Genomic DNA, 14,698 nt, shown 5'->3' with positions numbered 1-14,698 from the left:
TGGATGTTGTTCACCAGTCGTGCACCGATCCGTCGAGGCGCCGGTTCACCGGCAGATATTTGGGGTCGAAGGGAAAGCGCGCGGCGGCTTCCTCGTTGAACTCTACGCCCAGGCCCGGAGCATCCCCGGGGTGCATGTAGCCGTCCGCGAAGCTGTAGGAGGTGCTGAAGACTTCGTTGGCGGGATCGCGGTGGCCCATGTATTCCTGGACCCCGAAGTTGGGGATGGACATGTCAACGTGCAGGGCTGCGGCGAAGGACACCGGGGAAAGGTCACCGGCGCCGTGCGAGCCGGAGCGGACTCCGTAGAGGTCTGCGAGGGAGAAGATGCGGCGCAGGTGGGTGATGCCGCCGGCGTGCGAAACGGAGGTGCGGATGTAGTCGATCAGCCGTTCCGTGATCAGTTGCTGGCAGTCCCAGATCGAGTTGAACACTTCACCCACGGCGATGGGCGTGGTGGTGTGCTGGCGGATGAGGCGGAACGCGGACTGGTCCTCGGCCGGCGTCGGGTCCTCGATCCAGAACGGCCGGTACTGTTCCAGCGAGGCGCCCAGCCGGCCGGCTTCGATGGGGGTCAGGCGGTGGTGGACATCATGCAGGACGTGGACACCGTAGCCGAACTGTTCGCGGACGTGGGCCATCATCTTTGGTGCGAAGTCCAGGTAGGACGTGGTTTCCCAGGTGTCTTCCTGCGGCACGTTGCCGCTGGCGGGCTCGTACAGCTTTCCGTCCACCGGGGCGATGCCGTAAGTCTTATCCAGCCCCGGCACGGCGGCCTGGGCGCGGATGGCCTTGTAGCCGAGATCCAGGTGGTGCTGGAAGTCCTTGCTGAGGTCATCCAGGGTGGTGCCGCTAGCGTGGCCGTAGACCATCACGCCTTCACGCGCGGCACCGCCGAGCAACTCGTAGACGGGCATCCCGGCGGCTTTGCCCTTGATGTCCCAGAGCGCGACGTCGATGGCCGCGATCGCGGTCATGGTCACCGGGCCGCGGCGCCAGTAAGCGCCCTTGTAGAAGTACTGCCAGGCGTCCTCGATACGGCGGGCGTCTCGGCCGATCAGCAGCGGGCAGAGGTGGTCGCTGAGGTAGGACGCGACGGCCAGTTCGCGGCCGTTGAGGGTCGCATCGCCGATGCCGGTGATGCCGTCCTCGGTTTCAATAACGAGCGTCACGTAGTTTCGTCCGGGCGACGAAACCACAACCCGTGCATCGGTGATCTTCACTGGTGGTCCTTCAAAAGTTTGGTGGGGCAGAGAATGTAGGTCGCAGTAAGTGCCGTTTTGGGGGTTCAGAACAGCACTTACTGCTACTTAGTTGGGTGGGGGGTCAGCTGAAGCTGAGGCGGAGCATGACCTTGCTGCTGTCCGCGGCAGGATCCACGGCGGTCCGCATGGCCGTTTCGGCGTCGTCGATGCCGAACTTATGGGTGATGACCGGGGAGACGTCCAGTCCGTTGGCCATGGCTTCCAGTGCATCGGTGATCTCGTCGACGAACCGGTAGGAGCCGATCCATGTGATCTCCCGGGTGCCAAGGTCCCCCAGGGCTGCGGCGGCGGCCGTTCCGGGCAGGTTGCCCACCTGGACGATGGTGCCGCCGCGGGCGGTGGCGCGCAGGACTCCGCCCAGCACCGCCGGGATGCCTGTAGCTTCGAACACGAGCTCCACATCCGCAGGAAGGCTGTTGCCGGAGACGTTCAGGACGTCGTCGGCGCCCATGGCCTTGGCGATCCGCAGCGAAGCGTCGTTGATGTCCGTGGCGATGATGTTCCTGGCGCCGGCATACTTAGCCGCCGCGATCACGAGGGAACCGATCGGCCCGGCGCCGTTGACCAGGATGTCCCGGCCCTCGAGGTTCCCTGCCCGGCTGACCGCGTGCATGGCGACCGCCAACGGTTCGGCCAGCGCCCCGCGGAGGGTGTCCACGCCGTCGGGAAGCGGGCGGACCTGGAAGGCCTTTGCAACTTTCCGCTCGCTGAACCCGCCATCCGTGTGGGGATCGAACGCCGCCGAGCCGAAGTAGCGGATCTGCGGGTAGAGGTTGGTCCGTCCGCTGAGGCGGCCGGGCATGACGCCATCGCCCACCAGTTCGGCCGGGTGCACGGTGACGGGCTGCCCTATTTCCAGGTTCTCGACGCCGGCTCCAAGCTGGGCGATCCGTCCGGCCACCTCGTGGCCCAGGACCAGCGGTGACTTCAGCGCTGCCGTCCCGGAGGCTCCGTGGCGCCAATACGAAAGGTCGGATCCGCAGATCCCGCCCCATTCGACGTCGAGTACTACTTCACCGGGACCGGCCACCGGCTCCGGACGTTCGTCGATGCGGAGATCGTTGGCGCCGTGGACCACTACTGCTTTCATACGGCGTCCTCCAGGCGGACCATGTCACGGCCGCGGACCTCGGGACCGACTGCAGCGGAGACGAGGGTGATCAGCGAGTAACCAATGAGCATCGCGGCCAGCGGCCACCAGTGGCCGGTGACGGCGGTGAGCGTGGCGGCGAGGATGGGGCCGATGGCGGTGGCGAGGATGCCGCCGATTTCCTTGGCCAGGGCCAGCTGGGTAAAGCGGGTGCGGGCGCCGAAGAACTCCGCCATGGTGACGCTCTCCATCGAGAAGAGGCTCAGGACGCCGAGGTTCAGGCCGACGATGACGGCAACCATGACCAGCGTGGGGTTGCCGCTGGTGACCATCATCATCATGGGGATGGCGAACAGGGCCGTGAGGGAGCTAAGGACCAGGTACAGGGGTCGGCGCCCGAACCGGTCACCCAGGATGCCAATCAGCGGAATGGTGGCGAAGCCGAGGATGGAGCCGTACATGATGGCGGTGGTGCCGATGGTCTTGTCCATGAGCAACACTGTTGCCAGGTAACCGATGAGGAATGTCTGGATGAGTCCGGAGTTGCCGGCCTGGCCAAAGCGGAGGCCGAGGGCGATCAGGAAGGACTTGCCCTTCTTCTGGTGCAGTGCGGCCTCGATGGTGCTGGTCCCGGTTGCTGCCGCCGCGGCCGCCTGGTGTTTGGCGTCCTGTCCGGCGATTTCGTCCTTGGAGAGGGCGACGCCGTCCACCACGTCGGCGCGCTGCTCGAAGACCGGGCTTTCCTTGAGGGACCGGCGGATCCACACTGCGAAGATCATCAGCAGGAAGCTGGCCAGGAACGGGAGGCGCCAGCCCCAGCTCAGCAGCTGTTCCTCGGACAGGACTGCCACCAGGATGGCCCAGAGGGCTGAGGCTGCGAGCGTTCCCGAGTTGGTGCCCAGGCTCACCAGCGAAGAGATCAGGCCGCGACAACGGGTGGGGGCGTATTCGGCCAGCATCACAGTGGCGCCGGCGATTTCAGCGCCGGCTCCGAAGCCCTGGATCAGGCGCAGTGCCACCAAGAGGATGGGTGCCCAGATGCCGATCATGGCGTACGTGGGCAGCACGCCGATCAGCGTGGTGGATGCCCCCATGAGCGCGATAGTGATGAACAGGACTTTCTTGCGGCCAATCCTGTCCCCCATGCGGCCGAAGTACACGGCACCCACCAGTCGCGCCACGTATCCCACGCCGTACGTTGCCATGGCGGCGATAAGCCCAATGACCGGGCTGACGTCGGGGAAGAAGATCTTATTGAAGACAATGGCCGCGGCCAGGGAGTACAGCTGGAAATCCATGAACTCCATGGCGGTTCCCAGCCATCCGGACACGGCCACCTTGGCCAGGTCCCGGGTGGAGCGGGACTCTTTCTTGGTGTTTGGGGGCGCGATGCTCTCGGTCATCTGTTGCTCCTTTGCAGGCGATGCGTTCGAAGGGGTCAAGCAGTTGGGGATATGGCAGCTGGCGGCTGCCGGGAAGGGAAGGGAACCGCCGGAAACCAGGAGATACGGGCTGGCAGCGGCTCGATTTCTACTACCATACAAGCACTACCATTCTAGTGTGTCAACAGGCTAAACTTGGGTCATGGCATCGGACAAGAGAAGCTCAGCGCCCCGGCTTTCGGTCAGGGACCAGACCCTGGAGACGCTGCGCCGCCGGATTATCTCGCTGCAACTGCCCCCTGGCGAGCCCCTGTCCGAGAACGAACTGGCGCAGGAACTCGGCGTCAGCCGCACCCCTGTCCGCGAGAGCCTGATCCTTTTGCGGGAGGAAGGCCTGGTGCAGGTCTTTCCGCAGATCGGCTCCTTCGTCTCGCTGGTGGACCTCAGCCGGGTATCCGAAGCCCAGTTTGTCCGCGAAGCCATCGAATGCGCGTCTTTGCGCGACCTGATCGTGGACGGGCCCGGGATCGCCGGCCTTCGTGAGATCCTTGCGGCCCAGTCCGCTGCTGATGCCGGCGGTGACATCGAGGAATTCTTCCGGCTGGACGAGGACTTCCACCGCGAACTCCTGCGCCTCGCGGGACATGAATCCGCCTGGAGCGCGGTCAACTCCGCCAAGGCGCACCTTGACCGGGCGCGCCGGATGAGCCTGCTGGAAACCCGGCCGGTAGCCACACTGATTGAGCAGCACACCGCTGTGGTGAATGCCCTCGAAGCCAATGACGTTCCCGACGCCGACAACTGCCTCCGCCTTCACCTGCGCGGAGTCTTCGAGGACGTGCAGCGGATCCAGGAAGCCACTCCCGAACTCTTTTCCGACGGCTCGGCCCGCCGTCCCACCCGCCGCAGCGTTGCCCGACTCGCCTGAGCACTGATTGTCGGCCCCGCTTGCTACGTTTGAAACAGCTGCAAACCAGGGCCTGGGGAACCGTCCTCCGGCCCGGCTGTCCAATGGGGAGGCCCCGTGTTCCTGCTCGAAGCCGATGCCAGTGCCGGTCCCGGCGCTGCGCCGGACCTGGTGTTCTCGGCCAGTGACCTCGTAGCTGCCAGCGAGTGTGAATACCGCACCCTCCGCGTACTGGACGAGAAACTGGGCCGTGCCTCCAAGGCCGAGTTCCCTGCCGACGAGATGCGGGTCCGGGCCGGCGAGCTGGGCGACCGGCACGAGCAGACCGTCCTGGACAGCCTGGTGGCAAAGTACGGCGAATGGGATGCCAGCCGCGGCGCTGGCGTCTACTCCCTTGAACGCGGCAACACCGTCCGCGGGGAGCTCCAGGCAAAGCACGCCGAAACCGAGCTCGCGCTCCGTTCCGGGGCCGACGTCGTCTTCCAGGCCACCTTCTTCGACGGCGAGTTCCTCGGCTATGCCGACTTCCTGGTCAACGAGGCCGCCGGAACCGGGCAGCCGGGCCGGTATGAGGTCTGGGACACCAAGCTCGCCCGGCACGCCAAAGTAGGCGCCCTGCTGCAGCTCGCGGCCTACGGTGACCAACTCCTCGGGATGGGGCTGGACCCCTCCCCCGTCGTCACGCTCGTGTTGGGTACCCGCGTGGGCGACGACTGGTTGCGCAGCAGCCATTCCCTTCCGGACCTCCTGCCCGTTTTCCGCGAACGGCGCCGGCGCTTCCGCCAGCTCACTGCCGAACACCGGCAGGCTGGCGGGGCCGTCCAGTGGCAGCAGCCGGGCATCGTCCACTGCGGCCGGTGCGACTACTGCGCCGAACAGGTCCAGGTGCATCGCGACCTTCTCATGGTCGCCGGGATGTCGGTGGTCCAGCGCCGGAAACTCCACGCGGCCGGCATCACCAGCATCGACGAACTCGCTGCCATGCCTGCGGCTGACGCAAAGAACTCCGTGGCCAGGCTCCGCGCCCAGGCACGGATGCAGCTGGGCCTGGATGCCGCCGCCGGATCCCGGACGTTCACCAAGGACGGCGAGCCGCACACTGTCTCCTACAGCGTCCTGCCGGAGCACACCATCAGCACGCTGCCGGCCCCGAGCGCCGGGGACATTTTCTTCGACTTTGAGGGCGATCCGCTCTGGCAGGACCCGGCAACAGGGGTCTGGGGCATCGAGTACCTGTTCGGCGTGATCGAAGCCCCCGTCGCCGGTGCCGGGGGCGATCCGGTGTTCCGGCCCTTCTGGGCCCACTCCCGGTCCGGGGAACGGAAAGCCTTCCTGGATTTCCTTGAGTACGTGGAGAACCGCCGCAGGCAGTATCCGGACATGCACGTCTACCACTACGCCGCCTACGAGAAAACGGCGCTCCGGAACCTGTCCTTGGCCCACCAGGCGGGTGAAGACACCGTGGATGACTGGTTGCGGAAGGGCCTCCTGGTGGACCTCTACGCCACCGTGAAGCATTCGCTGCGCATCTCCGAGGCGTCCTACTCCATCAAGAAGCTGGAACCGCTGTACATGGGTGACAACCTGCGCTCCGGTGACGTGAAGGACGCCGGGGCGTCCGTTGTGGCCTACGCGGCGTTCTGCGCCGCCCGCGACGCCGGTCACCAGGCAGAGGCAGACGCCGTCCTTGCCTCCATTTCCGACTACAACCAGTACGACTGCCTCTCCACGCTGCGCCTGCGCGACTGGCTGCTGGACATCCAGCCGCAGGCTGAAGCCGGAGAGGTTCCGGCAGAAGCACAGGAGAAAACGGGGTCCGGAGCCGATGAGCCTGGCGCTGCCACCACGAGACGCGGGGACGCGCAGGACGAATCCCCGGAGGAAAGCCGGCTTCACGGGTACCTCACCGGCCTCCCGGACAACCGTCCCTGGACGGACGATGAACGGGCCGTCGCCATGGTGGCTGCCGCCACCGGATACCACCGCCGCGAACGCAAACAGTTCTGGTGGCAGCACTTCGACCGGGTGGAGGCTCCCCTGGAGAACTGGTCCGATCAGCGCAATGTATTCGTGGTGGAGTCTGCCGAGATTTCTTCCGACTGGGCTCTGGCGAAGCCGCGGGAGCGAATGCGGACCCGGGTGTTGAAGCTGCGGGGCACCATGACCGAAGGTTCGGACTTCCGCGCGGATTCCACCTGGTGCCGCCTCTACGATTCCCCGCCGCCGGAGGGCATGGCGGCCCCGGATGCAGCGCCCGGCGCCCGGGCGTACAGCTTTGGGACCCGCATCAGCGAACTGGTGCCTGCACCGGACGATCCTGCCTACACCCTGATCACCATCGCCGAACGCGAGTCCGGCAAGGTGGCCGCGTACCCGCACCTGCCCGTCGCCCTCACCGAGGACCAGCCGCTGACGACGGCAAGCGTCGAGGCCGCGCTGGCGGAGCTTGCCAGGGCTGTGGGTCTGTCGGTTCCGTCACTGCCGGCCCAACCCGGCCTGGACATCCTCCGCAAGCTGCCGCCGCGGTTCGGCACGCTGCCCGGCCCGGCGGAGGTGCAGTACGGGGCCGACGGCGGCGCCGACTACGCAGGCGCCATTGCAACATCCCTGCGGGACCTGGACCGGTCCTACCTGGCCGTGCAGGGGCCGCCTGGCACGGGCAAGACCTACGTTGGCGCGAACGTAATCGGCCAACTCGTCGGCGAAGGCTGGAAGGTGGGCGTGGTGGCCCAGTCGCACAACGTGGTGGAGAACCTGCTGTGCCGGGCCATCGACAAGGGCGGGGTGGACCCGTCGCTGGTAGCGAAGAAGCTCTCCGCACCCCACGAGGTTCCGTGGAAAGCCACAGCCGACGGCGATGTCGCACGGCTGCTGGAGTCTGCCGGCGGCGGCCTGGTGGGCGGTACGGCCTGGACCATGACCGGCAAGGAAGTTCCGGCCGGTTCCCTGGACCTCCTGGTGATCGATGAGGCCGGACAGTTCTCATTGGCCAACACCCTGGCCGTTTCCCGCGCAGCGAAGCGGCTCCTGTTACTGGGAGACCCCCAGCAGCTCCCCCAGGTGACGCAGGGCGCCCATCCGGAGCCGGTGGATGATTCCGCCCTCGGCTGGCTGGCGGCCGGTCACGCCACCCTGCCGGCACGGTTGGGATATTTCCTGGCGGACAGCTGGCGGATGCATCCGGCCCTGTGCGCTGCAGTGTCGAGACTCAGCTACGAAAGTAAGCTCCAGTCCGCACCGGCCGCATCCCTGCGTGAGCTGGAAACCGTGCCGCCGGGCGTTGAGACTGTGTTGGTACAGCACACCGGCAATTCCACCAGCTCGGCAGAGGAAGCTTCGGAGGTGGTCCGGCAGGCACACCGGCACTTGGGCCTTAAATGGACGCCGGGGCCGGAAGCCGCAGCCCGGCCGCTGGAGCAGCAGGACCTGCTGGTGGTGGCCGCCTACAACGCCCAGGTCCACCTCATCCGCAAGGAACTGGCAGACGCCGGCCTGCCGGACGTCAGAGTGGGAACGGTAGACAAGTTCCAGGGCCAGGAAGCACCGGTGGTGCTGGTATCGATGGCGTGTTCTGCGGTGGCGGAGGCTCCGCGGGGTGCCGAATTCATCCTGAACCGGAACCGGATCAACGTGGCCGTGTCACGTGGCCAGTGGCGGGCAGTCATCGTCCGCTCCCCGGAGCTCACGAACTACATGCCGCACAAGCCTGCCGCGCTGGAGGAACTGGGCGCTTTTATCGGGCTCAGCGTGCCCGGAAGTCCCTAAAGGATCCCTGGGCAGCAGACATGGAGTGATCCACCCGCTCCACCCGGCCGGGGGCGCGGTCCGAGTTCAGCCAATCCAGGAGCTTCTCCACCTGCTCTCCGGTGCCTTCGGCAACCACGGCTACCGAACCGTCCGCGAGGTTTTTCACTTCTCCGGTCAGGCCCAGCTCCTCGGCTTCGCCCATGGTCCGGTACCGGAAGCCGACACCCTGCACCACGCCGAACACGCGGGCGCTCAAGCGCACCTGGCCAGCCGACGGCCCGTCAGCGGTTGGTTCCGTGTGGCGTGCCATGGGTGGGCCTCCTCGGCAGCCGCCCTCCCAACTGGGTCGCAGCTGATGTCGTTATGAGCCCTCATAACGACATCTGCTGCTACCCAGTTGGGGAAAGGGAGCTTAGTTGATGGTGATGTCTCGCGTGGAGTGGTTGTAGCGGATGGTCACGGTGCCGCCGGAGTGGTGCAGTTCGTGGTTGGGGCCATCGAACGTTCCGAATGCGCCGTAGTTCTCGGTCCACGAACGGTTGAGCGCGATCTTGAAGGTGTAGTGGCCGGCCGGCAGTTCGGCACTCTTCTTCCACAGCTGGTCCAGGAAGTCGAACTCCATCTGGGCCTCGTCGTACTGCGGTGCCCAGTTCTCGGGGGCACCCAGGATGGTGTTGAAATCGCCGGCCACAGCCACAGCTTCGGGCTGCGGGTGGGTCTCCACGTCCGGGCCTTCGAACGGCTCGGCTGCGGCGGGCGCTGCGGCTTCGGCCTTCGCCGGAGCCTTCTTGCGCACGGCCTTCACCACAGGCTCGACGGCGTCTTCGATCGCCTTGGCAGCCTTTTCCACAACTGAGGCGGCCTTCTTGGCGGGCGCCTTCTTCGCGGGGGCCTTCTTGGCCGTCTTGGCGTCATCCTTGGCCGGCACCTCAAGGGTGGCGGCAGCGGCGGACACCGGACGGACGAACCCGGCGGGCGCCTCCGGAACCGGGGTGTCGGCAGGAACGGGAGTGCCTGCGTCGAGCGCGGAAGCGAAGGAGACTGCATCCGGGTAGGCGACAGTGGCGCGCATGCCGTCGTCGGTGATGGTCCAGCCCGAGCGGCCCTTGACCAGCCAGCCGGCCTTGACCAGCTTGGCGGTGGCCGAGGTCAGGGTCTTGTGTCCGCGGGGAATCCCGCCGCTGAGCAGCTCGGCCTCGTGCTCGTTGAACGGCACGCGTGCGGTGGACTCCGCCAGGACCTGGCCCGCATTCAGCGAATCACCGGACCACACGCCTTCGGTCAGGACATCCAGCACGGTCTTGAGTCGAAGGAAGGTGTTTTCTGCGGTGGACTTGGCCATGATTCCCCTAGTGTGAGAGCGATCCGATGAGAGCATCTTGCCAAGTGCCCGTTAAATCGCGCGACTTTAATTGGTTAACTCTGCGTGTCGTGACTGACTATGAAGCGCAGGTCACAACAACTGAGGCGGCGGTCTCGGGTAAGGCCGGCTGCTCGACCATTTCTTGCGCTGGCGCGGGATTTTTCCCGCACGTCCCTGACCCGCCTGCGGGACCAAGTTTAGCCGGAGATTGGGCAGCCGCGACGCGCGAGGCCCCGGTCAGTGCGCCAGCTCCCCGCTGTTCAGTTCCTCCAGCAGTTCTGCCTTGCGTTCTTCGGAGGCAAATGACGAGTGGATGGAGTTGGCCGCGAGCCTCGCCTTGTCGAATTCAGACAGCTCGAACACGGCCTCCAGCTGGGCAAAGTTGTCATCCACGTAGCCGCCGAAATAGGCGGGATCGTCAGAGTTCACGGACACATTGAGTCCGGCGGCCAGCATGGCCGGCAGCGGGTGGTCAGCCAAGGTATCCACCGTGCGGAGCCGGACGTTGGACAAGGGGCAGACCGTGAGCGGGATCCGCTCGTCCACCAGGCGCTCCACCAGGTCGGTGTCGTCCATGCAGCGGATGCCGTGGTCGATGCGTTCCACACCCAGGACGTCCAGGGCTTCCACAACGTACGACGCCGGGCCCTCCTCGCCTGCGTGGGCCGTCAGCCGAAGTCCCGCTTCGCGGGCTTTGGCATAGAGGCGCTCAAATTTTGCGGGCGGGTTGCCCACCTCCGCAGAATCCAGGCCGATGGCACCGATCGGTGCGTCCATGGCCAGCAGGGCGTCCAGCACATCGAGGGCCGACTCTTCGGGGAGGTCACGCAGGAAGGCGGCAATCAGGATGGTGGACATCCCAAAGTCCTCCATCGAGGTGGCCAGCACGGATGCCACGCCGTTGACGCAGGTCTCCAGCGAGATGCCGCGGGACAGGTGGGCCTGCGGGTCCAGCATGATCTCGGCGTGCCGGACGCCGGCGGCCGCCGCACGTTCCAGGTAGGCGTGGGTCATGGCCGCGAAGTCTTCTTCGGTCTGCAGTACGGCCATGTTGGCGTAGTACAGATCCAGGAAGGACTGAAGGTCCGTGAATTCGTACCGCTGGCGCAGCTCGTCAAGGTCCGCGTACGGGAGGGTGATGCCGTTGCGTTCGGCGAGGGCAAAGATCAATTCAGGCTGCAGGGTGCCTTCGATGTGCAGGTGCAGTTCAGCGACCGGCAGGAGCCGGGCCGGGACAGCGGCGTTGGATTCTGACACTCCGGTTTCGGGCGCAGCGGGCTCACCCTCAAAGTTTTCCATCCGGTCAGGATAATCCCCCATGAGGATTCCCGCCTGCCCGGGCCTGGGAGCCGCGCACCCGGGTGGCGGCCGCCGTCGCCGTCCACAGCCCCTGCAACTGGCGGTGCCGGTTCCCCAAAGTCAGCGCCTATCTCGATTTGATAACGCCAAGGCTATGTTTTAGCGTGAAATGCATGCCCGTCCGGCGGGCGCATGAATGCCAGGTGCTGCCTTCACCAGAACTGCCCAGCGGCAGCCACCGACGTTGACCTCTATTTGTCAGGGGCGGGCAGTAGCGCGACGATCTTCGGGGACGGAGCCAGCGCGGGTGGCCTTCAGGAGCATCACCACCATGAATAAATCCTCTTTCCGTACTGTTGCGCGCCGTGGAGCCACCGTGGCGGCTCTTTCCGTAGCGGGCATCGCCCTGTCCACCGGCGCTGCCAACGCAGCCACCCCCACCTCAACGTGGGACTCGCTGGCCCAGTGTGAGAGCGGCGGCAACTGGTCCACCAACACGGGCAACGGATTCTCCGGCGGCCTCCAGTTCACGTCCAGCACCTGGCAGGCCTACGGTGGTTCCGGTTCTCCGGCAGACGCCAGCCGCGAACAGCAGATCGCCGTGGCTGAACGGGTCCAGGCCTCCCAGGGCTGGGGCGCGTGGCCTTCCTGCTCATCCCAGCTTGGCCTGAACGGCGGGGGCGGCGCCCCGGTCCAGCAGGCACCAGTGCAGCAGGCTCCGGTCCAGGCCGCCCCCGTCCAGGCCGCGGCCGTCGAAGCCGCACCTGCCGCCCAGGCACCCGCCCGGCACGCTACCTCCGTAGCTCTCAGCGGCGAGACCTACACCCTGGAAGCCGGCGACACCCTGAGCATCGTCGCCGATAAGCTGGGTATTGCAGGCGGTTGGCAGCACCTTGCCGACGCCAACCTGGACACCATCTCGGACCCCAACCTGGTGTTCGAAGGACAGGTACTCCAGCTCCCCGCCTAGCGGGCCCTAAAACCGGTCGGCGATAGACAAATTCCGTTGACCACAGAACGACGCCGGCACGCCCCACAAGGGATGTGCCGGCGTCGTTCGCCTTAATGGTGGTGCCTCGAATGCCAAGGCTGGGTGGGGCAGCTTCAGCTGGCTGGAATCTCCCGGACGATGCGCACCTTCCACGCGGAGTCGTCAGAGGTGTCCAGCAGGGCCACGGTGCCGTGCGCCAGGTTCAGGGCCACGCGCTTGACGGCGAGCAGTTCCAGGTACAGGTGTTCGTTCATGCGTGCCGGAGTATCGATCATGTACTTCACGGCGTCGCGCACCTTCCGGTAGTTAGCGCTGCGTTCGCGGTGCAGGTGGAGCTCCAGTGCGGAGCGCTGCTTCAGGCGCGGTTCGTGGCGGTTCAACAGCGTCACCGCCGTGTGAACCCCGATCACGAGGGCCAGTGAGACGGCGTAGATCCACCATCCGCTGGAGAGCAGGAAAAGCGGAAGGTTGCCGATGGCCACAAGGGCGATCACTACGCGGAGGGCGGCAATGCGGCGCATGGTCCTGGCGACGGTGGCCATGCCGGCCCGGAAACCGTGCTGTTCGTGGCGGGCAGCGGCGGGGTCGATGGTGAACTCATCGAGGACAAGGATGCCATTGGCCTCGGGACCGAGCATCAGTCCGTAGCGGGGCTGCGCGGGGCGGGAGGCGGGGTTTTCAGCTGAAAATGTCATGAGGTAGCTTCCAAAACGCGGGATGGGTTGCGGTGATCTTAGTGGTTTGACCTCCCGCAAGTATGTAACCGTCCACTATTTGGACATCCGGCGTGCCTTCCTGTGGCGCCCGGCACTGCAATTGGCACATCAGCAACGTGCCGTCAGACTGAATGGATGCAAACCTTCCTCCCGTACCCTGATTTCCGGCAGAGCGCCGCTGCACTGGACACCGCCCGGCTGGGCAAACAGCGGGTGGAAGCCCTGCAGACCCTCCGCGCGCTGGTCCTTCCCGGCTACGGGTGGCAGACCCACCCGGCGATCCGGATGTGGATGGGCTACGTCCCGGCCCTCACCATGTACGGCCTGGCCATGGTGGACGAATGGATGGAACGCGGCCACCCGGACAACACGCGCGCAAACATCGCCGAGTTCGCCCCGCAGGCGGCACATCCGGACTACGCGTCGAAGATCCTGCTGCCGCCGTGGCTTGGCGAGCCGGACTTCCACCTCAGCCACCGGTCCAAACTGGTCCACAAGGATTCCAAGTTCTACAGTCCCCTCTTTTCTGACGCGATTCCGGAGATGGACTACATCTGGCCCGAACCCCGGCATGAGTTCCTGCCGCAGGAGCCCGAGGGCGAAATCCTGTGGATCCTCCGGGACCCGCATGCGGACGTGCATCCCCAGACGCTGGACACAGTGGCGCTGCCGCCTGTCGGCCGGGGCAATGCCGCCACGGCAGGCGCGCCCGGCTCGGACGACGACTACACCCCTGTGTACCTCGAGGAGAAGTCCCGGCGGCCCTCGAAGCAGTCGCGGAAGGCCGCGCCCAAGCCGCAGGCCAAGAAGCCCACCCGCAAGCGGCTCGCCCAGGAGGAAGCCTTCTCCACCCTGCCGGGAAAGACCCCGGTTGCCGTTCCGTTCGAGAAGGGCGCCAAATTCGCCGTGGGCCAGGTGACGGGCCGGCCCATCACCCTGGACGACGGCAGGTTCGGCAGGCATTTCACTGTCACCGAAATCATCGACCGTTCCGCGTTCACCTACCCGGCCCTCCTGCAGGACCCGCGCGTATTCTTCCCTGTGGAGGCACCGTAACCCATGACTATCCTTCTGGCGGGTTGCGGCGACCTGGGCACGGAGGCCGGGCTTCGGTTCGCCGCCCTGGGCCACCGGGTCGTCGGCTGGCGCCGCTCGCCCTCCAAACTTCCGGCAGCCATCGAAGGCGTGACGGCTGACCTGAGCTCCGCGCAGCTGCCGCCGGTCCCGGCGGACACGTCCGCCGTCGTGATTGCCGTTGCTGCGGACGCACCCAGTGAAGACGCGTACCGCGCCGCCTATGTGGACGGCGTGTCCCACGTACTGGACGCTTTGGAGCGCGACGGCGTGATCCCCGGCCGGGTGCTCTTTGTCTCGTCCACGGCTGTGTACGGCGACGCCGGCGGCGGTTGGGTGGACGAAGGGCAGGCACCGGAGCCGGGCGGTTTCTCCGGCAGGGTTTTGGTGGAGGCCGAGGACCTGCTGCGTTCGAGGCTTGCCGGTTCCGGTACCGCGGCGGTGTCCCTGCGGCTCGGCGGTATCTACGGTCCCGGCCGGACCCGGCTGATCGACCAGGTGCGGAGCGGCTCAGCGGTGATCCCGGAGGACGTCCGGTACACCAACCGCATCCACCGGGATGACGCCGCTGCCGCCGTCGTGCATCTTGCGACGATGGAAAGCGCCCCAGCGCCCGTCTATATCGGAGTGGACAACGAGGCCGCGGACCTGGGCTCGGTGCTCCGGTTCCTGGCCACCGAAATGAAGCTGCCCGAACCGGCCGTGGGTGACGCTGGGCCTGCACGCGGCGGCAACAAGAGATGCTCCAACGCGCTCCTGCGGGCCAGCGGCTTCCCGTTCACTTTCCCCACTTTCCGGGAAGGATACCGGGAAGTCCTGGGCGGGCACGGGGTACGGCACCCGTAAGGGGCTCGGACGGTGACGG

At 66.3% G+C, this 14,698-nt stretch carries 12 protein-coding genes; 5 read left to right on the top strand and 7 right to left on the bottom strand.

Annotated elements, in window-relative coordinates; all coding sequences use genetic code 11:
* Nucleotides 1-10 precede the first annotated feature (10 nt).
* From manD to UC32_RS15040, 3 genes are all read right to left on the bottom strand, one after another.
* The gene (gene manD / locus UC32_RS15050; protein WP_045732000.1) at nt 11-1,222 is read right to left on the bottom strand and encodes a D-mannonate dehydratase ManD; all 1,212 of its coding nucleotides are present in this window, start codon (nt 1,220-1,222) and stop codon (nt 11-13) included.
* Between the two features lie 103 nt (nt 1,223-1,325).
* Nucleotides 1,326-2,354, bottom strand: coding sequence for an L-idonate 5-dehydrogenase (locus tag UC32_RS15045; RefSeq protein WP_045731999.1), 1,029 nt, complete (start codon nt 2,352-2,354; stop codon nt 1,326-1,328).
* On the bottom strand, nt 2,351-3,757 hold the full coding sequence (locus tag UC32_RS15040; RefSeq protein WP_045731998.1) for an MFS transporter: 1,407 nt from the start codon (nt 3,755-3,757) through the stop codon (nt 2,351-2,353). Before UC32_RS15040 ends, UC32_RS15045 begins: the two co-directional genes overlap by 4 nt.
* 181 nt (nt 3,758-3,938) lie before the next feature.
* Here UC32_RS15040 and UC32_RS15035 point away from each other — a divergent pair, with 181 nt between their 5' ends.
* Nucleotides 3,939-4,664, top strand: a complete 726-nt coding sequence (locus tag UC32_RS15035) for a GntR family transcriptional regulator (RefSeq protein ID WP_045731997.1) — start codon at nt 3,939-3,941, stop codon at nt 4,662-4,664.
* Between the two features lie 96 nt (nt 4,665-4,760).
* Complete coding sequence (locus UC32_RS15030; protein WP_045731996.1) at nt 4,761-8,408, top strand: TM0106 family RecB-like putative nuclease; 3,648 nt, start codon at nt 4,761-4,763, stop codon at nt 8,406-8,408.
* On the opposite strand, the gene UC32_RS15025 is transcribed toward UC32_RS15030, so the two are convergent.
* From UC32_RS15025 to UC32_RS15015, 3 genes are all read right to left on the bottom strand, one after another.
* Nucleotides 8,386-8,700 carry an acylphosphatase gene (locus UC32_RS15025; RefSeq protein ID WP_045731995.1) on the bottom strand — a complete coding sequence of 105 codons (315 nt, stop codon included), beginning with the start codon at nt 8,698-8,700 and terminating at the stop codon, nt 8,386-8,388. The two genes, UC32_RS15030 and UC32_RS15025, sit on opposite strands and share 23 nt — an antisense overlap.
* 102 nt (nt 8,701-8,802) lie before the next feature.
* On the bottom strand, nt 8,803-9,732 hold the full coding sequence (locus UC32_RS15020) for a pullulanase X25 domain-containing protein (protein WP_045731994.1): 930 nt from the start codon (nt 9,730-9,732) through the stop codon (nt 8,803-8,805).
* Nucleotides 9,733-9,990: 258 nt separating this feature from the next.
* On the bottom strand, nt 9,991-11,052 hold the full coding sequence (locus UC32_RS15015) for an adenosine deaminase (RefSeq protein WP_200896397.1): 1,062 nt from the start codon (nt 11,050-11,052) through the stop codon (nt 9,991-9,993).
* A 331-nt stretch (nt 11,053-11,383) separates the two neighbouring features.
* Here UC32_RS15015 and UC32_RS15010 point away from each other — a divergent pair, with 331 nt between their 5' ends.
* Entirely contained in the window at nt 11,384-12,022 is a 639-nt protein-coding gene (locus UC32_RS15010) for a LysM peptidoglycan-binding domain-containing protein (protein ID WP_045732051.1), read from the top strand.
* Between the two features lie 134 nt (nt 12,023-12,156).
* On the opposite strand, the gene UC32_RS15005 is transcribed toward UC32_RS15010, so the two are convergent.
* On the bottom strand, nt 12,157-12,738 hold the full coding sequence (locus tag UC32_RS15005; RefSeq protein ID WP_015936212.1) for a hypothetical protein: 582 nt from the start codon (nt 12,736-12,738) through the stop codon (nt 12,157-12,159).
* A 156-nt stretch (nt 12,739-12,894) separates the two neighbouring features.
* Here UC32_RS15005 and UC32_RS15000 point away from each other — a divergent pair, with 156 nt between their 5' ends.
* Entirely contained in the window at nt 12,895-13,815 is a 921-nt protein-coding gene (locus UC32_RS15000) for an MSMEG_6728 family protein (protein ID WP_045731993.1), read from the top strand.
* A 3-nt stretch (nt 13,816-13,818) separates the two neighbouring features.
* A complete protein-coding gene (locus tag UC32_RS14995; RefSeq protein WP_045731992.1) occupies nt 13,819-14,679 on the top strand; it encodes an NAD-dependent epimerase/dehydratase family protein in 861 nt (286 codons plus the stop codon).
* Nucleotides 14,680-14,698: the final 19 nt, after the last annotated feature.

Source organism: Pseudarthrobacter chlorophenolicus, from assembly GCF_000962805.1.
GTDB lineage: Bacteria > Actinomycetota > Actinomycetes > Actinomycetales > Micrococcaceae > Arthrobacter > Arthrobacter chlorophenolicus_A.
This window is presented reverse-complemented; position numbering and strand designations above follow the sequence as displayed.